24 protein-coding genes are annotated in these 20,638 nt (G+C 60.1%); 17 read left to right on the top strand and 7 right to left on the bottom strand.

Annotated features, from left to right (window positions below; translation table 11 throughout):
* Positions 1-4: 4 nt before the first annotated feature.
* The 5 genes from B4F73_RS01300 to B4F73_RS01280 all read right to left on the bottom strand — a co-directional run bounded on the left by B4F73_RS01300 (position 5) and on the right by B4F73_RS01280 (position 4,790).
* Positions 5-610 (bottom strand): hypothetical protein, encoded by a 606-nt coding sequence (locus B4F73_RS01300; protein WP_290479762.1) that lies wholly within the window; start codon positions 608-610, stop codon positions 5-7.
* 72 nt (positions 611-682) lie between these two features.
* The gene (locus B4F73_RS01295; RefSeq protein WP_290479761.1) at positions 683-1,447 is read right to left on the bottom strand and encodes an ABC transporter ATP-binding protein; all 765 of its coding nucleotides are present in this window, start codon (positions 1,445-1,447) and stop codon (positions 683-685) included.
* Complete coding sequence (locus tag B4F73_RS01290; protein WP_290482331.1) at positions 1,444-2,256, bottom strand: MlaE family ABC transporter permease; 813 nt, start codon at positions 2,254-2,256, stop codon at positions 1,444-1,446. The genes B4F73_RS01295 and B4F73_RS01290 overlap by 4 nt, the downstream gene beginning before the upstream one ends.
* Positions 2,234-3,289, bottom strand: a complete 1,056-nt coding sequence (gene alr, locus B4F73_RS01285) for an alanine racemase (protein WP_290479759.1) — start codon at positions 3,287-3,289, stop codon at positions 2,234-2,236. Before alr ends, B4F73_RS01290 begins: the two co-directional genes overlap by 23 nt.
* 49 nt (positions 3,290-3,338) lie before the next feature.
* Entirely contained in the window at positions 3,339-4,790 is a 1,452-nt protein-coding gene (locus B4F73_RS01280) for an MFS transporter (protein WP_034811041.1), read from the bottom strand.
* Positions 4,791-5,088: 298 nt separating this feature from the next.
* Here B4F73_RS01280 and B4F73_RS01275 point away from each other — a divergent pair, with 298 nt between their 5' ends.
* The 16 genes from B4F73_RS01275 (at position 5,089) to B4F73_RS01200 (ending at position 17,333) form a co-directional block, all read left to right on the top strand.
* Positions 5,089-5,550, top strand: a complete 462-nt coding sequence (locus B4F73_RS01275) for a hypothetical protein (protein WP_290479758.1) — start codon at positions 5,089-5,091, stop codon at positions 5,548-5,550.
* 86 nt (positions 5,551-5,636) lie between these two features.
* On the top strand, positions 5,637-6,824 hold the full coding sequence (locus B4F73_RS01270; protein ID WP_290481202.1) for a DUF2336 domain-containing protein: 1,188 nt from the start codon (positions 5,637-5,639) through the stop codon (positions 6,822-6,824).
* A gap of 95 nt (positions 6,825-6,919) precedes the next feature.
* A complete protein-coding gene (locus tag B4F73_RS01265) occupies positions 6,920-7,408 on the top strand; it encodes a Na+/H+ antiporter subunit E (protein WP_206991085.1) in 489 nt (162 codons plus the stop codon).
* Positions 7,405-7,698 (top strand): monovalent cation/H+ antiporter complex subunit F, encoded by a 294-nt coding sequence (locus B4F73_RS01260; protein WP_034811049.1) that lies wholly within the window; start codon positions 7,405-7,407, stop codon positions 7,696-7,698. Before B4F73_RS01265 ends, B4F73_RS01260 begins: the two co-directional genes overlap by 4 nt.
* A complete protein-coding gene (mnhG, locus tag B4F73_RS01255) occupies positions 7,691-8,062 on the top strand; it encodes a monovalent cation/H(+) antiporter subunit G (RefSeq protein ID WP_206991084.1) in 372 nt (123 codons plus the stop codon). Before B4F73_RS01260 ends, mnhG begins: the two co-directional genes overlap by 8 nt.
* A gap of 5 nt (positions 8,063-8,067) precedes the next feature.
* A complete protein-coding gene (locus B4F73_RS01250) occupies positions 8,068-8,700 on the top strand; it encodes a DUF4040 domain-containing protein (protein ID WP_290479757.1) in 633 nt (210 codons plus the stop codon).
* Entirely contained in the window at positions 8,697-9,149 is a 453-nt protein-coding gene (locus B4F73_RS01245; protein ID WP_034811052.1) for a Na(+)/H(+) antiporter subunit B, read from the top strand. The genes B4F73_RS01250 and B4F73_RS01245 overlap by 4 nt, the downstream gene beginning before the upstream one ends.
* Positions 9,150-9,153: 4 nt before the next feature.
* Positions 9,154-9,669, top strand: a complete 516-nt coding sequence (locus B4F73_RS01240; protein WP_034811054.1) for a cation:proton antiporter subunit C — start codon at positions 9,154-9,156, stop codon at positions 9,667-9,669.
* Positions 9,666-11,195 carry a monovalent cation/H+ antiporter subunit D family protein gene (locus tag B4F73_RS01235; protein WP_051607456.1) on the top strand — a complete coding sequence of 510 codons (1,530 nt, stop codon included), beginning with the start codon at positions 9,666-9,668 and terminating at the stop codon, positions 11,193-11,195. The genes B4F73_RS01240 and B4F73_RS01235 overlap by 4 nt, the downstream gene beginning before the upstream one ends.
* Positions 11,195-12,703: a proton-conducting transporter membrane subunit gene (locus B4F73_RS01230; protein ID WP_290482330.1), complete on the top strand. Its 1,509-nt coding sequence runs from the start codon at positions 11,195-11,197 to the stop codon at positions 12,701-12,703. The genes B4F73_RS01235 and B4F73_RS01230 overlap by 1 nt, the downstream gene beginning before the upstream one ends.
* Complete coding sequence (locus B4F73_RS01225) at positions 12,700-13,146, top strand: hypothetical protein (protein ID WP_290482329.1); 447 nt, start codon at positions 12,700-12,702, stop codon at positions 13,144-13,146. The genes B4F73_RS01230 and B4F73_RS01225 overlap by 4 nt, the downstream gene beginning before the upstream one ends.
* Entirely contained in the window at positions 13,146-14,909 is a 1,764-nt protein-coding gene (locus B4F73_RS01220) for a Na(+)/H(+) antiporter subunit D (RefSeq protein WP_206991080.1), read from the top strand. The genes B4F73_RS01225 and B4F73_RS01220 overlap by 1 nt, the downstream gene beginning before the upstream one ends.
* A 161-nt stretch (positions 14,910-15,070) precedes the next feature.
* Positions 15,071-15,466: a MucR family transcriptional regulator gene (locus tag B4F73_RS01215; protein ID WP_290479754.1), complete on the top strand. Its 396-nt coding sequence runs from the start codon at positions 15,071-15,073 to the stop codon at positions 15,464-15,466.
* A 142-nt stretch (positions 15,467-15,608) separates the two neighbouring features.
* Positions 15,609-16,112, top strand: a complete 504-nt coding sequence (locus tag B4F73_RS01210; protein ID WP_206991078.1) for a PAS domain-containing protein — start codon at positions 15,609-15,611, stop codon at positions 16,110-16,112.
* A gap of 213 nt (positions 16,113-16,325) precedes the next feature.
* The gene (locus B4F73_RS01205) at positions 16,326-16,670 is read left to right on the top strand and encodes a helix-turn-helix domain-containing protein (RefSeq protein WP_290482328.1); all 345 of its coding nucleotides are present in this window, start codon (positions 16,326-16,328) and stop codon (positions 16,668-16,670) included.
* A gap of 3 nt (positions 16,671-16,673) precedes the next feature.
* The gene (locus tag B4F73_RS01200; RefSeq protein ID WP_290482327.1) at positions 16,674-17,333 is read left to right on the top strand and encodes a hypothetical protein; all 660 of its coding nucleotides are present in this window, start codon (positions 16,674-16,676) and stop codon (positions 17,331-17,333) included.
* Here B4F73_RS01200 and B4F73_RS01195 read toward each other — a convergent pair.
* Together B4F73_RS01195 and B4F73_RS01190 are read right to left on the bottom strand one after the other, a co-directional pair.
* Entirely contained in the window at positions 17,297-17,731 is a 435-nt protein-coding gene (locus tag B4F73_RS01195; protein ID WP_290482326.1) for a SufE family protein, read from the bottom strand. The genes B4F73_RS01200 and B4F73_RS01195 overlap by 37 nt on opposite strands.
* An 89-nt stretch (positions 17,732-17,820) precedes the next feature.
* The gene (locus tag B4F73_RS01190) at positions 17,821-18,798 is read right to left on the bottom strand and encodes a hypothetical protein (RefSeq protein WP_034811067.1); all 978 of its coding nucleotides are present in this window, start codon (positions 18,796-18,798) and stop codon (positions 17,821-17,823) included.
* A gap of 119 nt (positions 18,799-18,917) precedes the next feature.
* Here B4F73_RS01190 and B4F73_RS01185 point away from each other — a divergent pair, with 119 nt between their 5' ends.
* On the top strand, positions 18,918-20,561 hold the full coding sequence (locus tag B4F73_RS01185; protein ID WP_290482325.1) for a sensor histidine kinase: 1,644 nt from the start codon (positions 18,918-18,920) through the stop codon (positions 20,559-20,561).
* Positions 20,562-20,638 lie beyond the last annotated feature (77 nt).

Raw genomic sequence — 20,638 nt, 5'->3', positions numbered from 1 at the left:
CGTCTCAGAGCTGTGCCGGGGGAGACGCATCATGGGTGTCCGTTTCGGGAGGAGACGTCTCGGTCGCCGCGCTGTCGCCACAGGTGAAAGCGGCAAGCCCTTCCGGCATTTTCCCGTCTGTCAGACGCACGGCGCGGGCCGGTCCCCGGGCGTTGCCCGCGGTGAAGGCAAAGCGTCCATCCAACACGTCGACATTGCGCTGGTAGAATGGGATGTAGCCCGAGAAGAGACGTTTGGAGAGGCTGGGCGCAAATTCGAACCGCCCGGTAGACGCACGGCGGGAGCCTTCAAACCGACCCGTCAAAGTGACCGAGTTGATCTCTTTCGTGCCGACCAGACGGACCGGGAAGCGCGCGGTGGCAGGGATCGGTTTGAAGGCTTCCTGGATCTTCTCGCCATCGCCCACCACCGGAGCCGATAGCGGATCATCTGACAGGAAAACCCGCCAAGCCAGGTGCAAACCCTCATAACGTGTGAAGTCGGCCTCTTCGGTGCAGGTGTCGATGTGCCATTCCCCGTCGAGGCGAAATTTCTCGTATTGCAGCCAGCCCGTAAAGGCGAGCGATAGCGCCGTGAAGGCCACCGAAATATATTTGATGAAATCCATCATGGCGCGTCTCCCCGTGTTCCCGGCGGAGACTGCGCCTGAAGATCAGTCTGGGGTCAAGTGGCAGAAAAGAATCTAAATCGCCGGCTGGATCGGGCCTTCGGCGCGTCCGTGGACGAACTGGTCGACATATTCGCTGCCGCTATTGTCGATGATGTCAGCCGGGCCGTGCCATATGATCTTGCCCTCATAGAGCATGGCGATGTTATCCGCGATCTTGCGCGCCGAGGCCATGTCATGCGTGATCGAGACGGCGGCTGCGCCGAGGCCGCGCACCTGTTCGAGGATGAGGTCGTTGATCGCATCGGCGGTGATCGGGTCGAGGCCGGTGGTGGGCTCATCGAAGAAGATCAGGTCCGGCTTGGAGATGATCGAGCGGGCGAGCGAGACGCGCTTCTGCATGCCGCCGGAAATCTCAGCCGGGTAGAGGTCGGCAACGTCTGAGCCAAGACGAACCTTTTTCAGCGTCTCGATGGCGAGTTCGCGCGCGTCCTTGCGCCGCAACTTGTCGACCTGCAGCAGGCGGAAGCCGACATTCTCCCAGACTGTCAGCGAGTCGAACAGCGCGCCAGATTGGAACAGCATGCCGATGCGGGCGCGCATCTTCTCGCGCGTCCTGCCGGTTGCGTTGGTCACGTCCTGCCCATCAAACCAGATCGTGCCGTCGGTCGGCGTCATCAGGCCGAGCGCATTTTTCAGCATCACCGACTTGCCCGAGCCCGAGCCGCCCAGCACGACGAGGCTCTCGCCCTTCTGCACTTCCAGGTCGACGCCCTTGAGCACTTCCTTGGAGCCGAAGGACTTCTTGACGTTTTCAAGTTTCAGGATGGGCGTGCTCACAGGCCAATCTCCACGAACAAGGTGGACAGGAGGTAGTTGGCGGCGAGGACCAAAACGGCCGCGCCAACCATGGAGAGCGTGGCCGCCCGGCCGACGCCGGTCGCGCCGGCTTCGGAGCGATCACCCTGGTAACAGCCCATGATGGCAATTACCGCGCCGAACACGACCGCCTTGATGACGCCGACAAGCACGTCTTCAGTCGTCATGAATTCCAGCGTGTTGCGCAGATAGGTCGTGGAGTCGAAATCAAGGCCATAGACGCTGACCAGCCAGCCCCCCATCACGCCAATCGTGTCAGCCACCAATACCAGAAGGGGCAATGACACGATCGCGGCAAGGAAGCGCGGCGCGTATAGATAACGATAGGGTGACGCAGAAAGCGTCTCCAGCGCGTCGATCTGTTCGGTCACCCGCATGGCACCGATTTCGGCGGAGATGCCAGCGGAAACCCGTCCGGCCAGCATCAGGCCGGTGATCGTGACGCCCAGCTCCCGCGTGATACCAAGCACAACAATGTTTGGCACGAATTGCTCCGCGCCGTATCGGCTTCCGCCCTCATAGATGTTGAGCGCCAGTGCCGCCCCGATGAAGACCGCTGACAGCCCCACTACAGGCAGGGAGTAGAAGCCAATATTGATGATCTGCCGCCAGATCTGGCCGACATACCAGCGCGGCGTGAACGCGGCGAATTTCACGCGAGCAGAAAATACCGTCAGTCGGCCAATCTCCGTGAAGAAGCCAAGCACGGCAGCGCCGATCCATTGAAGGGGATTGGGAACCCCGCGCTTACGGGTAGACACGTTCGACACGATTGCTGAGTCCTGTAAGTAATTCATACCCAAGCGTGCCAGCGCGGGCCGCTTGATCTTCAAGTTTGGCATGCGCGCCGAGGAATTCAACGCGCGCCCCGGATTTAGCGATGCCCTGTGCTTTTGAGACATCAATTGTGATGAGGTCCATGGAAATGCGACCGAGCACGGGGCAAGGCGTGCCATCAAGATAGGCAATCAGCGTGTCGCTGCCGGATCGCGGAATGCCGTCGGCATAGCCCAGCGCAACCGTGGCCAGCGCTGTGTTGCCATCCAGCGTATGGGTTGCCCCATAGCCCACGGTTTCGCCCGCCTTGGCATGAAAGACACTGAGAATGCGCGCGTCGAGCGTCACGACAGGCTGCAGACCTACCGTGTCGGGCGGGGTCGAGCCGCCATAGAGCGCGATGCCCGGACGGGTCAGGTCAAAAGCGTAGTTCGGCCCCAGATAACACCCGGCGGAATTGGCCAGACTGGCAGGCGTGTCGGGGAAGGCGGATACGATCTCTGTGAACCGGTCAAGCTGGACCCGATTGAGAGCATGGTCCGGCGTGTCGCCGCAGGCCAGATGGCTCATCACCAGGACAGGTTGCAGCTTGTGTAGCTCGTCGCGCCGATGCGTCAGCACACTGGAGGCAAGGCCGAGCCGGTTCATGCCGGTATCAAAATGCAGCGCGCAGGCCCCGCGCGGCGTGCGGGCCCAGAGTTCGACCTGTTCCTCGCTGGACAAGACCGGCGTCAGGTCTGCCTCGCGATAGGTTCGAAGATGGCTGCCGGTCGGTCCGTTCAAGACAAAGATGCGCGGACCAAAGCCCAGCGCTTTGCGCAGGGCCGTGCCTTCTTCGAGATGGGCGACAAAGAATGTGCTGCAGCCTGCCGTGGCCAGCGTCTGGGACACTTTAGCCGCGCCAAGCCCATAGCCATCTGCCTTGACCACGGCGGCCGTGGTGGCGGTCGGATTCAACCGGTCAATGGCCTGCCAATTGGCGGCAATGTTCGACAGGTGAATAGTGGCGCGCGGGCGGGAAGTCATGAAGGTTTCGATAGAAGCGTTTGGCCCCCGTGTCATCTACACAAAGCCGTCAGCTTCGCTCCTGATGCTCCAGCCAGGCGGAGCCCTTCATGTTCCAGACGGGCGTGAAAAAGACCATCCAGATGATCAGCGCGATCATGCCGCCTGCCGGGACGATAGCGATCTTCTGGGGGCCGAACAGGTCGACCAGTGCGCCCATGATGGCGGCACCGAACGGCGCACCGGCCATGAAGCCGAGCTGATAGATAGACAGGACGCGGGCGAGCTTTTCCTTTGGCGCGGCGTCTTGCACGATCGAGCGGCTCATCGCGATGGAGATGCCGGCGGCGAGTCCCCAGATGAAGACGATGCCGAGGAAGACATAGTGCGGCACCTGCCACATCATGGCGAGGATGCTGACTGAGGCGAGGAATTGCGCGATCAGCAACAGGCGGCCCTGACGCTTGATGCGCTTGAAGATCGATAGCACGACGGACGAAACAAACGCGCCCATCCAGAAAGTGACGAACATGTCCCGGATGCCATCCGAGCCGAAGCCGTAGACGTCGCGGTTCACGATCGGCAGCACGACCAGGAAGGCACCGATCACGAAGATCCCGACGCCGAACATCAGCGCAGTCATCGCCCACAGCTTTCCGTCTGAGCGCACGGCATGGAAGCCCTCGGCGATATCGCCCAGAGCGGATTTGATGCCCTTGCCGCTGGTCGCGATCTGGCGGCCCCGGCCCAGCCAGAGGGCGAAGCCTGCGCCAAGCGCCAGGATGATGCCTTGAATGGCGAGCAGCTGTTCTGCCGGAATCGGGCCGATGCCAAACCCGCCGAGCCAGTCGGGCATCAGTGTACGCTTGTCAGCATAGCCGCCCACGATGAGTCCGCCGATCTGTGCGAGGAATTGCGCCATTGTCGCCAGGGTAACGCCGAGTTGGAGCGTGACCCCGGAGCCGACCCGCATGCGCCGCTCCACGACCTCATTCACGATGGAATCGCGCGCGGGCATCATGAAGGCGCCGACGGTGCCGATGGTCAGGCCGTAGATGATCATTGCGGGATAGGAGAGTTCGCCACGCGCAACAGCCAATGCGAGGAACAAGGCAGGTGTAGCGGCCAGCAGGTGCAGAATAATGAGCAGACGTTTGCCATCTGCGCGCTCGGCCACCACGCCGCCGATCAGCAGGAAGATGACTGACGGCGCCGACAGCGCCATATTGGCGAGGCCAAGGGCCAGGCCATCCATGTGCAGGTGTTCCTTGCCCGTGATCAGATAGGGGAACAGGACCATCTGGAGGCCAAAGGCCATGAACCAGCTGAGTTGGACCATCAGATAGGCGGGCAGTTCGATTTTCACGCCACGGCGTAGCTGGCGGGCGCGCCAATGGTTTGCCGTTGCCAGCAGGGAGGCACCAGCCCCAATCGCTTCGCTGACGCCGCTGACGGGGGACGTGATGTCCTCGGCCGCGTCTTCGGCCATCTCGTCGATGAAGTCGTCCATCTTGTCTGGCATGCGCGCTCCGGAGCAATTGGCGGGACTGTATGAAGACGGCCCCGAGAAGGAAAGCCCCCGGCCTTGCGACACATGAAGACTGATGTCCATGACCGATGCGCAAGAAACGGGTGGGACGCCATACGCACAAGTGCTGATCCTTGCTGGCACCAAGGAGAGCAGGACATGATTTCACAAACAGCGCGCGGCAAGGCTGGATGGAGTTGGTGTCACGGGAACTTCGCGCATAGTTCAGTTGCCACAGCGCTGCGGTATGGTTAGCTTCACGCTAATGGCCCACCGGTAAAAGGTATGTAGAATGCGTCTGTTCCGGCATATTGTGAGTTGGGCCCTGGCCCTGTTCCTGATCGCGATGTTCGTTCAGGCGACCATTCACCCGCTGCCCAATCCGCCAGAAGGTATGGTGAAGTTCTTCGACCCGCCGGGCGAGAACATCGTATTCCAGACCATTGCGGCGAAATCAGGCATCAGCCTTTATGAACCGGCCGGCCGTGTTGTCGTAGGCCTGCTGGAACTGGTGGCGGCGCTGTTCCTGATCTTGCCGATGACGCGCCGGTTCGGGGCGTTCATGTCTGCGGGCGTGCTCGGCGGGGCAGTTGCGATGCATCTGTCGCCTTGGTTGGGCCGGGAAGTGCCAGTGTCACTGGATCCGCAGAACACAGCCACCGATGGCGGCATGTTGTTCATGCTCGCGATCGTCATGTTGGTATCCAGCCTGTTGCTGATGGTTGTGCACCCCGGTTCTCAAGAGCGGAACTAGCGCTCAGCACCATCTCCACAGACCGTTAACCGTTTGCTGCAACAGTTTTCGTCATTGCGAAAACGGCCACACGTATGGAAGATCCCTTGGAACCGCTGCAGATGCCACCGATCGGTCGCGCGCGGAACGCATTGTTCCGGCGATTGCTGGACCTTGTTGCCATGCCAGCGTCCCGATTGGCCCATCAGGACCGCCATATGGTGGGCGATATCCTGTTGGAAGTGTTGTTTCACGCCGAAGAAACCGATCGGGAAATGTGCGCCCGTCGCCTGTCGAACCACCGCGAAGCTCCGAAACGTGTCTTGCGCTATCTCGGCCAGTGCTCATTCCGCGTTGCGCAGCATGTGCTTGAGGAAAATGAGGGCTTCGATGCCTGCGACTTGCGGGAAATCTGCATGTCCGGGACCCAGGAACACCGAAAAGTCATTGCCGAGCGCAAGCTTGTGCCCGATTCGGTCTGTGAATATCTGGCGGAGTTCGCCGAAATTCCCGTCGTGAAGGTGATGCTGGCCAATAATGGCGCGATCATGCCCGAACAGGCGATCGACAAGCTGGTTGCCCGGTCGCGCGGGGACGAATCACTCTGCGCGCTTCTGGTTGAGCGACTGGAAACCAAACCGTCTCAAGCCATGGCCATGTTCTGGTGGAGCGACAGCACGACCCGCAGGAAAATTCTTCAACGCCATGCCGCCGATCGCCTGGAAGTAATCGACACCTGCCGCGACGTGTTTGAACTTGCCGCAGAAGAGAATTGGGCCGATCCGGTTACGCGCAAGGCAATTCAGCTGATCGAACGGCGCCAGCGCAATCGCGCGGCGATCGACAAGAGTCCCTATGACAGTCTCGAGGACGCGATCAACGCATCCGCGCTGGAGGGACTGGATTCCGAACTCGCGCAGGAAATCGGTTACCTCGCGGGCCTCAAGCCAGTGACGGCGGCAAAGATTCTGACGGACAAGGGTGGAGAGGGGATCGCGGTGCTGTGCAAGGGCACCGGGGTCAAGCGCGACTTTCTCCCCGTCCTGTGGGCGGGCTTGAAACGTGACCTGGAAACCGGAACGGGAGAGATCGATCCCGATTTTGCCCGCGTGGCCGAGATCTATGAAATCATGACCGTCGCCAAGGCGCAGACCACGCTGCGCTACTGGAACTGGTCGCTGTCTTCGGCTTTCTCTCCGAACGCTCTATCGTCCGCCATCGACGATGTGCCGGCCAATGAGGAAGCCAGCTTTTCCTCGCCGCAACGTACCGCGCGACTCGTTTTTGGCAGGTAGCGACACAAAACCATCCGAAAAGCACTTTCCAAGACGCGCGCAGGCCTTTAGGTCAGGGCGTTCATTGTATTGGGTCATCTATGAAAGGGGCGCGTGTGGCGTACTTTCTGGGGTTGCTGGTTGCACTGGTCGGCTTCTGGCTGGGCATGTCCGGCCATTACACACCTTTATTGCTGTCGCTGGGCGCTGTGTCAGTGGCTGTCTGCCTGATCCTGGCATACCGACTCGACATCATTGATCGTGAAGGCTCGCCGTATGTGCGCATTGTCGGGTTTGCGCTCTACTTCCCCTGGCTGATGAAAGAAATCGCGAAAGCGAACTGGACCGTGGTCAAGGCCTGTCTGAAAGCCGAAATGGACATAGCTCCGGCCCTGGTGAAGGTTAAGACCGCCTGTGAATCTGATCTCGCAAAAGTCACCTTCGCAAATTCGATCACGCTGACCCCGGGCACCGTCACCGTTGAGATTGAAGGTGACAAGATGCTGGTGCATGCCCTCTACGAACAGGAAGCCCAGCCCGAAGCGTTCGCCGAGATGGACCGCCGGTCTCGCCGCGCTGCCGATGGCAAGGGAGGCCCCGCATGACCGCTGCTGCCCTCATCGCCGTTCTGTTCGGCATGCTCCTCTTGTTGATTCGCGCCATTGCCGGTCCTACGCTGTATGATCGCGTGCTGGCCGTGAACTCATTCGGCACCAAGACCGTGCTGGCGCTCGGCCTGCTTGGCTTCGTAATGGGGCGCCCACAATTCCTCGACATCGCCATTCTCTACGCACTGATCAATTTCGTTTCGACGATCGCGATCCTGAAATTCTTCCGCTACCGGTCATTCCAGGTTCCACTGGTGCGTCGCGGACAGGGAGGTGGCAATGGCTGATTTCCTCGCAACGCTCGCAGCAGGGTGGGAAGTCATCCGGTTTCCGCTTGGCGCCGCGCTATGCCTGGCAGGCGGGCTGCTTTGCCTGATCGGCACCGTGGGCGTGCTGCGTTTTCCGGATTTCTACACCCGCCTTCATGCGGCCAGTATCACCGACACGTCTGGCGCGACGCTACTTTTGCTCGGCATGGCCATGATGGCGCCCGACTGGATGGTCGTCAGCAAACTGGGTGCGATCTTCATCTTCATCTATCTGACCAGCCCGGCATCGTCGCATGCTGCCGCAAATGCGGCGCATACAGCCGGCCTTCAGCCCCTGATCGGGCCGGTCGATACACATGACAAGGAAGGGCAGGATTCCTGATGGCCATGAGTGAACCAGATATCGGCTTGGCGCTGGTCAACATCGTCCTGCTCGGCCTCCTGTTTGTCGTGGCGATCGCCATTGCGCGCTTGCGCAGCCTGTTCGCCATCGTGATGCTGTCGGGCATCTATTCGCTGGTCTCGGCGGCTTGGTATGTCGCCGTGGATGCGGTGGATGTCGGCTTCACTGAGGCAGCCGTCGGCGCGGGCATGTCCACCGCGGTCCTGCTGGGTGCCATGCTGCTCACATCACGCACCGCGAAGCCGGAGAAATCCCTGCGCCAGCTCGGGCCTTTGCTCGTCTGCGTCGCCACCGGCATCATGCTGATCTATGCGACGGTCGATTTGCCAGCCGTGGGCGATCCGAACTCACCCGCCAATACCGGCGTCGGCCTCACCTATCTGCGGGTGGCCTGGTATGACACCGGCATCGAGAATGTCGTGACCCCGGTCCTCGGCAGCTATCGCGGGTTTGATACGCTGGGCGAGACGACGGTTGTGTTTGTGGCTGGTATTGCTGTTGCGCTCCTGCTCGGCTTCGGCGAGCGCTCGCTGGCGGAGACAATCCGCAATGAAGACAAGACCCTGCCCAAGGCCAGCAAGACACCTGAGGCAGAAGATGAGGAGACGGACTCATGAAGAGCGACCATCACGTCATCTTGCGGGTGATCACCAAAACGTTGATTCCGGTCATCGTTCTGTTCGGTTTGTACGTTCAGTTCCACGGTGATTTCGGACCCGGCGGCGGCTTTCAGGCCGGCGTGATCCTGGCCGTGGCGATCATTCTCTACGCGCTTGTCTTTGGGGTGCCGTCGGCCATGCGGGCCGTGCCGCCCGCCTTCACCCGCTCAGTCGCGGCGGTTGGTGTGCTGCTATATGCCGGCGTTGGTTTTTGGGCGCTGCTTCAGGGTGGGCAATATCTTGAATATCAAGCGCTTTTCGGCGAGGAGCCGGGTGGCCATCATGGCCAGCATGTCGGGATTATCCTGATTGAACTGGGCGTTCTGTTTGGTGTGTCCGGTGCGATGCTGACCATCTTTTACGCTTTCGCTGGCCGCGTGGCCGAAATCCGCGACGAGGACTGGTAGGCCGATGCTGCTATTCATTCTAGAGCGCGCAAACTATTGGGCGGTCATCGGGCTGATGATGATCGGCCTGTACATCACGTTTGCGTCCGGAAATCTGATCAAGCGGCTGGTGGGTCTGTCCCTGTTCCAGACATCTATCTGCCTGTTTTACGTGACCCTTGGCATTGTGGCCGGTGGCACCGCCCCGATCCTGATGGATCCTGACACATCTGGGGGTCATGGCGGCGGTCATGGCGAAGAAGTTCCTCACGCAGCGGTCGATGCCGTACTCACGGCGTCTGCTGGTGGCGACCGCGTGGCCGATCTGGTGCATACCTATTCCAACCCCTTGCCGCACGTCCTGATGCTGACCGCGATTGTGGTGGGCGTCGCGACCCTGTCGGTCGGGCTCGCCCTGATCGTCCGCATTCGCGAAGCCTATGGCACAATCGAGGCAGATGAAGTGCGCGAGATCGACATGCAGACCGCCATCGCTCAGGAAGCCGAACAGGAAGCAGCTGAAAAAGAGGCACTGGCATGATCGACCTGCTTCTGGATACCGCGCCCCGCTGGGCGTTGCTTCACGCACCCGCACTGTTGATCATGGTGCCGTTGTTCCTGGCGCCTCTGCTGGCGATCCTGCCAAGTGGTCGGCTGTCCTGGCTGATCAGTATTGCGGCCACAGTGTTTTCGCTGTTCTGCGCTCTGATCCTGGTGGGACAGGTGCAGGCTTCTCCGGTTGGCGTCGTCGGCTATGACGTTGGCAACTGGCCCATGCCCATCGGTATCACGCTTCGGGTTGATGCGCTCAATTCCATGATCCTGTTGCTGGTGGCTGCCATTGGTGTGCTGTCCACGATCTTTTCATGGCCGACGGTCAAGGCAGAGATCCCTGAGCGCAAGCACCCGCTGTTCTACTCCGCCTTTCTCGTCTGCTTTGCGGGCCTCAGCGGCGTTGCGATCACGGGAGATGCGTTCAACCTCTTCGTCTTCCTCGAAATTTCGTCGATTTCCACCTATGTGCTGGTCGCGCTGGGGGCGGGCCGGGATCGCCGCGCTCTTCCGGCCGCGTTCAACTACCTCATCATGGGTACGCTCGGCGCCAGCTTCTACATTATTGGTGTGGGCTTCCTCTATTCCGCCACGGGTACGCTGAACATCGCTCAAATTGCCGAAATGCTGCCTTCGCTGGCGGGCAATCGCAGTGTTGAGGCGGGCTTTGCGTTCATCATTGTCGGGCTCGGCCTGAAAGCAGCGGTCTGGCCGCTGCATCAATGGCTGCCAAACGCCTATGCCTACTCACCAAGCTTCGTGACCATGTTCCTGTCGGCTACGGCGACGAAGGTTGCGCTCTATGCGCTGATCCGGTTCTTGTTCACCGTGTTCCGTCCGGAATTCGCATTCGAGCAGGCGACTTTCACCTACTTGCTGATGCCGCTGGGCCTCGCCGCGATGATAACCTGCAGCTTCCAGGCAGTCTTCCAGACCGATGTGCGCCGGACGCTGGCTTACTCCTCTGTTGCGCAAGTCGGTTACATGATCCTCGGCGTGTCCATTGGCACAGTTGCAGGCGTCAGTGCGGGCCTGTTCCACTTGCTGAACCATGCGATGATCAAGGGTGCACTCTTCATGGCAGTCGCTGGCGTAGTCCTGACATTCCAGGGCACGACCATTCGCGATTTCGCCGGCTTGGGACGCACAGCGCCCTGGACAATGACCGGCTTCGCGATCGCGGGGCTGTCATTGATCGGTGTGCCGCTGACCGCAGGCTTCCAGTCAAAGCTCCAGCTCGGCTACGCCCTGTTCGACCAAGGCATGTGGTGGGGCGTCGTTTTTGTCGTGTTCTCCAGTTTCCTGGCGGTGATCTATATGGGCCGCATTCTGGAGGCGATCTTCTTCCGGCCGCCGATCAATCCGCGCAAATCGCGCAAGGAAGCGCCGATCCTGTTGCTTGTGCCGCTTTGGATACTGGCCCTTGCAAACATCTATTTCGGTATCACGACCGAACTGCCGCTCGGACTGGCGCGTGACGCCGCTGCGGCCGCGTTCGGACTGGAGGCCTTCTGATGAACTCTGAGCTGTTGATCTGGGCCGCCCTGTGCCTGCCATTGCTGATTGCGATCGGCATTGCCGTGACGGGAGCGTTCTCGAACGTCCGTGAAGGCGTTACACTGGTCGGCGCGACCGCGCTGTTCGGTGTGGTCATCGCGCTTGCCATGAAGGTGGCAGGCGGCGAGGTGCCTGAACTCTATGTGGGGCAGGCTGCGCCGGGCCTCGATTTCGCTTTCAAGCTGGAGCCGCTGGGTGCTTTGTTCGCACTGGTCGCCAGCGGCCTGTGGATCGTCAACTCGTTCTATTCCATCGGCTATATGCGTGGAAACCGCGAACGCAATCAGACGCGCTTCTACATCTGTTTCGCCATCGCCATATTCGGCGCGATGGGCGTCGCCATGTCGGCGAACCTGTTCACGCTGTTTGTGTTTTATGAAGTGCTGACCCTGTCGACCTATCCACTGGTGGCGCACAAAGGCGATGCGGCGGCCAAGCGCGGCGGGCGCATCTATTTGCTGACCCTGTTAGGCACATCCATCGGCCTGTTCCTGATGGCGGTCATGTGGACCTGGGCCCTGGCTGGCCAGAACCTGGATTTTGTTCAGGGTGGCCTGCTTGCCGGACGCAATCTCGATCCGGCCGTGGCCAGCGCCTTGCTCATCCTGTTTGCTTTCGGCATCGGCAAGGCGGCATTGATGCCGTTCCATTTCTGGCTGCCCAATGCGATGGTCGCACCAACGCCGGTTTCCGCCCTGTTGCACGCCGTTGCGGTTGTGAAGGCGGGCGTCTTCACCGTGATGAAAGTGTCGATCTACATTTTCGGTGAGGATTTGCTGAACGCGACGCCGGGCCGCGAATTCGTGCTCTGGGTAGCGTGCTTCACCATCATCGTCGCGTCGCTCGTCGCGATGACGAAAGACAATCTCAAGGCTCGTCTGGCCTATTCGACAATTGCGCAGCTGTCCTACATCACGCTGGGGGCAATGCTGGCCACGCAGGCCGGATTCATGGGTGGAGCGTTGCAGATCGCCGCGCATGCAGTTGGCAAGATGACATTGTTCATGTGCGCTGGTGCCATTTATGTCGCCACCGGGCTGACGAACATATCCGACATGAGGGGCCTTGGCCGGAAGATGCCGATTGTCTTCATCGCTTTCTTCATTGCGACCCTGTCGATTATCGGCATCCCGCCGATGGCGGGGGCGTGGGCGAAATATGAGCTGATGCAGGGCGCGATCAACCGGGGCACAGGCTTTGTACCCTATGTCCTGATCATTTCGTCGCTATTGAACATTGCGTATCTGCTGCCGATCCCGATCCTGGCGCTGATGCCAACGCCGGGCACGCCAGAGCCGAAACCGTTCAAGCGACCGGACGGCGCGCCATTCTTCACTGTGGCAGCACCGGTCGTGACGGCGGGCCTTTGTGTGGTCTTGTTCTTCCTTGTCGGGCCGTTGGCGGACTTCCTGTCGCCTGCGTTTGAAGCCCCGTCATCCCCTGCCTTCGCTGGAGGTCAGCCATGAGCGACGAAACGCCGAATGATACCCGCGATACCAGCGGACGCTTCGTGAAGCGCGCCGCAGAGAAGGCGCACCGTCTGCACACGCCGTCAGAAGATGGGGTGCATCCTGTGGCCAAGATCCTGTTCGGATGGACCGAGGCAAAAGTCGCTGGAACGGCGATCTTCTGGGGCATCGGCCTGCTCTCGGCCTTCCTGATTGTCATCGATCTGGCCGTTGATCGGCACGAATACGTCCACATGGCCGAAGCGACCGGATTCTATGCGCTGTGGGGCTTTGCCGCTTTTGCTTTCGTTGTGCTGTTGGGCTGGCCGCTGGGCCGACTGCTGCGTCGCAGTGAAACCTATTATGGTGATCCGGGCGGTCCGCCGTCGGATATCGACCCGGATATACCGGCCGTGCCTGACGCTGCCCCGACCTATCCTGACGAAGGAGACGAGCACTGATGACTGGTTTGCTCTCCATGCTGAATCCCGGCTGGCTCCTGATTGCTGTCGGCCTTGGCGCCCTTTTCTTGCCTGTTCGCCGCGTGCGTCAGGGACTGACCATTGCCGCGCCCATCATTGCCATCCTGTTGATTTCGGTCGCGGATCGGAACGTGAATCTGTTGACCGGCCACGCGCTGGGTATCGAGATGATTCTCTATCGGGTCGACAATCTCAGCTACATTTTCGGCCTCGCATTCCTGCTCGCGGCGCTGTTGAACGCGATCTATGCGTGGCACACAGACGACCGTCTGCAGGACGGTATGTCGATTGCCTATGCAGGGGCCGCCGTCGCGGCGACCTTCTCGGGCGACATGATGACCCTGTTCGTGTTCTGGGAACTGACGGCCATTACATCGGTCTTCCTGATTCTGAGGGCAGGGACGCGCGCTGCTTATTTCGCCTCCATGCGGTATCTGGGCGTCCAGATTCTGTCCGGCGTCCTGCTGCTGGCTGGCATTGGCTATGTGTACCAGTCGCGCGGCGACCTTTCGATCTCGGCCTTTACCAGCCTGAATGAACCGGGCGCACTGCTCGTCTTCATTGCGCTGGGCATCAAGGCAGCCTTTCCCTTCCTGCACAACTGGCTGCAGGATTCCTATCCGAAGGCCACGGTGGTCGGCGCGGTTGTCCTGTCGGCCTTTACGACAAAGCTGGCCGTCTACGCTTTCGCGCGGATGTTCCCTGGCCATGACGCGTTGATCTGGATCGGCGCCGTGATGACCGTGTTCCCGGTCTTCTTCGCCGTTATCGAAAACGACCTGCGCAAGGTGTTGGCCTATTCGCTGAACAACCAGGTCGGCTTCATGATCTGTGCCATCGGCCTCGGCACCGCAGGGGTCGGCAATGCGCTCGCGCTTAACGGCGCATCGGCGCATGCCTTCTGCCACATTATCTACAAGGGCCTGCTGTTCATGAGCATGGGCGCGGTGCTCTATCGCACCGGCACGACCAAGGCGTCTGAACTGGGCGGGCTCTACAAGTCCATGCCGTGGACGACGATCTTCTGTATCATTGGTGCAATGTCGATCTCGGCTTTTCCGCTCTTCTCGGGCTTTGCGGCCAAGTCGCTGACCATGAGCGCGGTGGGCAAGGAAGGCTACACAATCGTGTGGCTGATGCTTTTGTTCGCGTCGGCCGGTGTGCTGGAGCATTCGGGCATCAAGATTCCATATTTCGCCTTCTTCGGCCATGACAGCGGCAAGCGCGTGAAAGAAGCGCCCTTCAATATGCTGCTCGCCATGGGGCTCGCCTCCTTCATCTGTATTGCTGTGGGTGTGCCAGCGATTGTTCCGGGCTTCGGCTATGAGTGGCTCTACAATCTGCTGCCGTATCGCGAAGAGGCGATGGCATATCATCCGTTCACGCTGGATCATATATTGACCCAGATGCAATTGCTCGTGCTGGCCATCTTTGCCTTCGTGATGCTGAAGCGCCTTGGCTGGTACCCACCGGAAAAGCCGGGCGTCGTGCTCGACAGCGACTGGCTCTACCGCAAGGCAGGCTATGGCATGGCGACATGGACCGGTACGGTTTGGCAAAAGGTGGGGCCGGCCATGTCCGCCATCTTCTTCAAGCTGACCGGCCGGGCCTATGAGCGGATCGAGGATACATTCAGTCCAAGGGGCGAATTGGCCCGTGGAGGTCTTGCCAGCGGCATGGCGATCTGGACCGCAATCCTGCTTGGTTTTGTCCTGCTTCTGTCCTTCATAACGACCGGATAATCAGCTTTACGGCGAAATATAACATACCGGTGGTATGCGAGCTAAATCCGGATCGTGTAGTAATTACTGCGATTTATACGTGAGTCATTATCAATCTTAAGCTAATCCCGATTGGTTAATCGCAATGACGGGGATGCGAGATGGCTGATAGTGAGCATGCAATGACCGACAGGATTGAGTTCCTGGAGATGACAACGAGAATTGTTGCGGCCTATGTGAGCAACAATACGTTGCAAGCCGAAGAGCTGCCGCAACTCATCCGGCTGGTCCATTCATCGCTGGAAGGTGTGCGGGGGACCGACGAAATTTCGGAGCCACTCAAGCCTGCTGTATCTATCCGGAAATCCATTGGCGAGGAGTATCTGATCTGTCTGGAAGACGGATTGAAGTTCAAATCCCTGAAACGCCATCTGCGCACCAAATACGATATGACGCCCGAAGAATACCGCGAGAAGTGGGGGCTTCCGGGCGATTATCCAATGGTCGCGCCGGGTTATTCGAAGCAACGCTCAATGCTCGCCAAGCAAATGGGGCTCGGTAAGTCCGAGCGCGACTAGTATTCAAAACCGAATACTTTTGTTTCGGCATCGAAATGAAAGCATTTGGTAGGAATGGTTAAGAAAAAATCACCAGGACTCTTGATCCGCGACTCAACTCGCGCGATAGGTGATTCTATCGAATCACCTGGGGGTGACTGAAATGACCAAACAGAATGTCTTCAAAGGCGTAACCGATTCGCAGCAGAAGCTGATCGAATACTGGTGTGGCTTGCGCGATTCGCACGGTCTCGTGCGGCGCGAATCAATGGATCCGGGCCAGTTCCGCGCCATGCTCGCCAGTATCTCCATTGTGGAGTTCGATCGCTTCGGCACCGGGCGGTTTCGAATCGCTGGTTCCCGTCTGCGTGAGATTTTCGGTATGGAGGCCCGTGGCCGCCAGATCGAGGATGTCCTGGGCGACCATGGTGAAGCCTATTGCCTCGGCCTCGCTGCAGCGCTTGAGCGCGGCGCGCCTGTTGGCGGGATGATAGAACAGGAAGATGGTCGCATGCATGCTTGGACACGTTTGCCACTGGCCGGACCTGACGGTCAGCTGACTCAAGTGCTTTGCCATGATGAACTGGTGCGCGCCCGCCCAAAAAAGGGCCGTCCGGACCCGGCCGGCAAGGGCATCACCGGCAACCATGATCGTGCCGCCGCCTAGGCAGGCGAAGCGAACCAGGTTCAATAAAACGCAGAAACGGCGCGGCCCACAAGGCTGCGCCGTTTGCGTTCAGGGGCCCTATCCCTCGAAAACCTGTCTGTGCCCGCGCCGCAATCCCCAGACATTGCGGGCATTCAACTTGTCGTAATAGGAAAGTTATCCTACACCTCGAGAAAGCGGGTAGTCTGATGCCTGTCATCACAGGAGAAAGACATGCAGGATTTCGATCCCCAGAAAGACGAGGACAGAGCGTATCTCGCCGCTGCACTGACAGCGTACGCGTTGGGCCTGAAGACTGAAGCGATCCTCAGCCGCCAACGCCGTTCCCCCGCAGAAGCGCGTGGCCGCCAGATTGCCATGTATCTGTTGCGCACGGCGCTGGGCATGAGCCTCAGCCGCGTGGCCCGCGCCTTCAACCGTGATCGCACCACGGTCGCCTATGGCTGCAACCTCATCGAGGATTGCCGCGATGATCCGGATTTCGATGTCTGGATCGAGCAATTGGCCGTCGGCCTGTCGAGCGTGGTCGTGCTCGATAGCGCTGCGATGGCGGTCTAGGCAATGGCCATGCGGAGGATCCTGACCGAGTATCGGTTGCGGACGGTGCTGACGCATGGTGGCATGGTTGCGCCGGTGCGGCAGACATATCTGGCCTATCGCGGCCCGGACACACGGCGACAAGTCGCCGGTTGGGTGTCGCCGCACATTATCGCGCGGCTGAAGGCCGACGCGTGCCTTCGGGCGCAGGTCGCGTTTCCGGACAGGTTGGCCGCCGGACCCACACTGATGGTTGAGTGGGATTCGCGTGCAACCTCCCGGCCGTCAGACTGGCTGAATGTGCGCGCGGATTGTCGACATGGATTGATGGTTGAGTTGGTTGCCGACACGCATGCGCCGGAAGTGATCCGACAAAGTGCGGCGGCGGGGCGCTACCGGGATGAGTTCATTCGCGCCAGCCAACCGGCTTCCGCTCGCGCACGCCCGGTCTTTGACAAATCCACACACCAGCGCGCGTCGGATCGTTTGGCCGAGCTGGAAACGGAGATGGGTGTGCTGGCCATGCGACAGCTGGAGGATTTGCTGATCGACCGGGCAACTGTCACAGCGCTGACGGCGCGGTGGCGCATGAAAGCCGAAGATGTGAAACAGGTTGCGCAGGAGGCGCTTGCCCAATTGGCCGTGGCCTACGAGCTTTCGCGAGTGGTCGACAGCCCGGCCTGAGCATCATGGCGAATACGTTCCAGCATGGAGGCGAGGCCGTTCGAGCGTTGAGCCGTGAGCGCGCCGCTGACGCCGATCTCGTCCAGCAGGGTCTTGGCGTCAAATCCGTTGATTTCTTCCAGCTGCGCGCCGGAATAGAGCCGGACCAGCAAGGCGATCAGACCGGATACGATCATCGCGTCGGATTCTGCCCGCACCTTCATGCGACCGTCCTCAAGATCGGTCACCATCCAGACCTGTGACGCACAGCCACGCACCCGCGTCTCTTCGGTGCGCTCTTCCGGCTCTAGCGCGGGGTTCGCCTTACCCAGATCGATGATGTGCGCATAGCGCGCTTCCCAATCGTCGAGCCAGGAAAACTCTTCACGGATTTCATCAGCAGTTTCAGCAATGGTCATGACCGCCAGATGGGGCATCTTCTCTAAAAAAGAAACCCCCGGTACCGATTGTGGTGCCGGGGGCGAGAGAGAGACTTGTTTGCTGGGGCTTATTGGTAGACGCCGCCAATGCATTGTCCGACGTCGGCGAGCGCGTGCTCCCCAATGCAGAACGGAACTTCATATTGCTGGTTCGCTGCAGCAACACATTGCTGCAGGTTCAGGTTTGCCATGTTCAGGCAGCCGCGGGTTTCGCGCTCAGCCATGGCGGAGTTTACCTGGCTGGACGAGGCGGCCGTCTGGCCGAGGATGCGGTAGGCCGCAAGCGTGGCGATCTGGTCGGCCACAGGCTCCTTGCCGTACTGCACACGCTTTTTCTTGGACAGGCCAAGGCCGCTGGTGACGGCGGCCGGGAAGCGAATCGCGTCAGCTGCACCGGAGACATTGTCCCACAGCGATGGCGCGCCGGAACGTCCGGCACCGGCCAGGATGCTGTCTATGTCAGAGGCCGAGAAGGCGGAGATCAGCTGGCCGCGGGCGGGCGTGCCGACCGTCTGGATGCTGTTCAGTCGTGTCGCTTTTGCGCCGGAGTTTCCGATCTTGGCTTTCGCCCAGCCGGAGCCTTGCAGGCTGTAGGCTTGTTCTTTCACATAGGCCGCCGTGGCGCTGAGGCGCTGGCTGTCGGCTTCTGTTGCGGCGAGCGATGAGCTGACCGCATTGTCGCCGCCACTGAGCTGGCGTGCATAGCGCACATCATTCTTCAGGCCGGTCAGCAGCGCGTCGTTGCCGTAGAAACTTGCAATGTCGCGAACAGCGGCCCGGTATTCAGGGTCCTGTGAGGCGATCAAGGCGGAATAGGAGATCCACCCCTTCGACAATTGGTCGGGATTGTGCCCGCCCAGAGAGTTCAGGGCGTGGTCGATGTCTTTGGCGGAGGCGAAAGGTTTCTCTTTCACATCCGTGACATCGGACTGGTATGTCCCATATACGGCGGCCGATTCCGAAATCGGATCCCCTGACTGCGCTGATGCCCCCATGGCCAAGCCAAGGGCAACCACTGCAGTACCGATCATTCTGATGGATTTCATGTGCTACTTCTCCCTCACGCGTCACGCGACAGTGTTGCATGAACTTCCCCCCATGGGGAACCTCACCTTGCCTGCTGCACACATTACAAATACAGCAAAGTATGCGTGACACAGGCAGAATGCCTAAGGAATCTCACCGGGGTGTTAACGACTTGCCCGAACTGATGCGAAAGAGATTACAGTTCATCCATCTTGTCTGGCTCGTCCTGACAGTGGCACTGGGGATCTCAGCGTTAATAGGCGGGCTTGCCGATAACGCGCTCCTGGCCGGACTCGGCCTCGCTGCGCTTCCGGGCGTGGTGGGGGCAGCGCTGTTGCATTCCAAAATACGCGCTGAGGATCTCATCGGGCCATTTCTGGTGATCGGTTGGACACTGTTGGCCATGCTCGGTATCGCCTCGACCGGTGCGGCCTTGTCGCCTTTGACCATATTGTTTGCCATCGCACCGCTGACGGCGATGAATCTGGGTAAGCCCGGCATGGCGGCCGAAGCTGCCATTTTCGGGGCGTTCGCCTTCCTTGCCACCGCCGTCATGGTGCGGCTCGGCCTGTTGCCGCCCACCAATCCGGAAAGCGCGTATCAGGTGCCGGCCATGTTGCTGGCTTTTGCAGGTCTGGTCATGATCGGATTGCTGGCCTGGACGTTCCTGAAGGCTCGCGAGGAAGAAGCTGCAATGCCAGCAGAGACGACGACGGAGATGGTGACTATCCGACAGGATGTGGGCCTGCCGGAAGAGTCCGGCCTGTTGCTGCTCGATGTGTCTGAGTTTGGTCGTATCCGAACGCTCAGCGGCGACTTGTTGGGCCTGGACAATGTGAGGGCAGGCGGCTTGCTCGCGAACCTGCTGCAGGACGAAAAGGAAGTCAGCCTATTGAAGCCCGCCAATGGCCGCACGCATGGCGAAGTCACCCTGAGCAATGGGCGCGAGGTGGCATTCGTCGCGGAAGCCCATGAGGCCGGTGCGGTGCTGGTGCTGCGGGACCTGACTGAGGCGCGGGCAATGACGCTGGATACACGTGCCAGACTGGCAGAGGCTGAAGCGCGCCTGAAAGGTCGGACGGCCTTTTTCGCGTCCCTTGGCCATGAACTGAAAACCCCGCTCAATGCCATTCTTGGCTATGCCGACATGATGCGGGCCGGCATTCGCGGGCCGATGCCTGAGCCCTACAAGGACTATCCGGAAATCATTCATGAGAGCGGACAGGACTTGCTCTTGCTGGTCGATGATATTCTGGACCTCGCGAAGGCCGAGGCCGACCGTCAGCGGCTGGAGCCGGAGCCGGTTGACCTGACGGCGTCTGCGCAATCCATCCTGAGACAGCTCGACAACCAGGCTGAACGTGCTGGCGTCAAACTGAAACTGAAGGCAACCAGCGAAGTCTGGGCGGAAGCTGATGCGCGCGCCGTGCGCCAGATCTGGCAGAACCTCGTTTCCAATGCGATCAAGTATTCCTCTTCCGGCGGCACGGTCACGCTGGATGCGCGCGACGAAGGAAATGCGACCGTGCTGAGCGTCACCGACAAGGGCGCAGGTATGTCATCGGAAGATGTCCGCCGAGTGCTTGAGCCATTCTCTCAAGGCAGCAATTCCAAAGGTCGTCAGGGCACCGGGCTGGGTCTTGCCGTGGTGAATTCCTTCGCCCAGTTGCATGGCGGTCAGGTCGTGATCGACTCCGCGCCCGGCAAGGGCACCAAGGTCGAAGTGAGCCTGCCACGCGCCAACCCGGCCGACATCCAGCCTATGGAAGACGCCGCACAGTAAGCTAGCCGCTTTCCGGATTGGCCTGAACGCGTCTATGAAGCTTCCCATCCGCAACAACCGGGCAGGCGGCCCGCAAC

This window comes from Hyphomonas sp. UBA3601 (assembly GCF_002375605.1).
Taxonomy (GTDB): Bacteria; Pseudomonadota; Alphaproteobacteria; order Caulobacterales; family Hyphomonadaceae; genus Hyphomonas.
Note: the sequence above shows the minus strand (reverse complement) of the source record. Positions and strands in the feature narration are given on the sequence as shown.

What these genes read in the sequence shown, in the direction of transcription:
- B4F73_RS01300 (WP_290479762.1), bottom strand. Translation starts at nt 610, where the DNA reads ATGATGGATTTCATCAAATATATTTCGGTGGCCTTCACGGCGCTATCG.
- alr (WP_290479759.1), bottom strand. Translation starts at nt 3,289, where the DNA reads ATGACTTCCCGCCCGCGCGCCACTATTCACCTGTCGAACATTGCCGCC.
- B4F73_RS01280 (WP_034811041.1), bottom strand. Translation starts at nt 4,790, where the DNA reads ATGCCAGACAAGATGGACGACTTCATCGACGAGATGGCCGAAGACGCG.
- B4F73_RS01275 (WP_290479758.1), top strand. Translation starts at nt 5,089, where the DNA reads ATGCGTCTGTTCCGGCATATTGTGAGTTGGGCCCTGGCCCTGTTCCTG.
- B4F73_RS01260 (WP_034811049.1), top strand. Translation starts at nt 7,405, where the DNA reads ATGACCGCTGCTGCCCTCATCGCCGTTCTGTTCGGCATGCTCCTCTTG.
- mnhG (WP_206991084.1), top strand. Translation starts at nt 7,691, where the DNA reads ATGGCTGATTTCCTCGCAACGCTCGCAGCAGGGTGGGAAGTCATCCGG.
- B4F73_RS01250 (WP_290479757.1), top strand. Translation starts at nt 8,068, where the DNA reads ATGAGTGAACCAGATATCGGCTTGGCGCTGGTCAACATCGTCCTGCTC.
- B4F73_RS01245 (WP_034811052.1), top strand. Translation starts at nt 8,697, where the DNA reads ATGAAGAGCGACCATCACGTCATCTTGCGGGTGATCACCAAAACGTTG.
- B4F73_RS01240 (WP_034811054.1), top strand. Translation starts at nt 9,154, where the DNA reads ATGCTGCTATTCATTCTAGAGCGCGCAAACTATTGGGCGGTCATCGGG.
- B4F73_RS01235 (WP_051607456.1), top strand. Translation starts at nt 9,666, where the DNA reads ATGATCGACCTGCTTCTGGATACCGCGCCCCGCTGGGCGTTGCTTCAC.
- B4F73_RS01230 (WP_290482330.1), top strand. Translation starts at nt 11,195, where the DNA reads ATGAACTCTGAGCTGTTGATCTGGGCCGCCCTGTGCCTGCCATTGCTG.
- B4F73_RS01225 (WP_290482329.1), top strand. Translation starts at nt 12,700, where the DNA reads ATGAGCGACGAAACGCCGAATGATACCCGCGATACCAGCGGACGCTTC.
- B4F73_RS01220 (WP_206991080.1), top strand. Translation starts at nt 13,146, where the DNA reads ATGACTGGTTTGCTCTCCATGCTGAATCCCGGCTGGCTCCTGATTGCT.
- B4F73_RS01215 (WP_290479754.1), top strand. Translation starts at nt 15,071, where the DNA reads ATGACCGACAGGATTGAGTTCCTGGAGATGACAACGAGAATTGTTGCG.
- B4F73_RS01210 (WP_206991078.1), top strand. Translation starts at nt 15,609, where the DNA reads ATGACCAAACAGAATGTCTTCAAAGGCGTAACCGATTCGCAGCAGAAG.
- B4F73_RS01205 (WP_290482328.1), top strand. Translation starts at nt 16,326, where the DNA reads ATGCAGGATTTCGATCCCCAGAAAGACGAGGACAGAGCGTATCTCGCC.
- B4F73_RS01200 (WP_290482327.1), top strand. Translation starts at nt 16,674, where the DNA reads ATGGCCATGCGGAGGATCCTGACCGAGTATCGGTTGCGGACGGTGCTG.
- B4F73_RS01195 (WP_290482326.1), bottom strand. Translation starts at nt 17,731, where the DNA reads ATGACCATTGCTGAAACTGCTGATGAAATCCGTGAAGAGTTTTCCTGG.
- B4F73_RS01190 (WP_034811067.1), bottom strand. Translation starts at nt 18,798, where the DNA reads ATGAAATCCATCAGAATGATCGGTACTGCAGTGGTTGCCCTTGGCTTG.
- B4F73_RS01185 (WP_290482325.1), top strand. Translation starts at nt 18,918, where the DNA reads ATGCCTAAGGAATCTCACCGGGGTGTTAACGACTTGCCCGAACTGATG.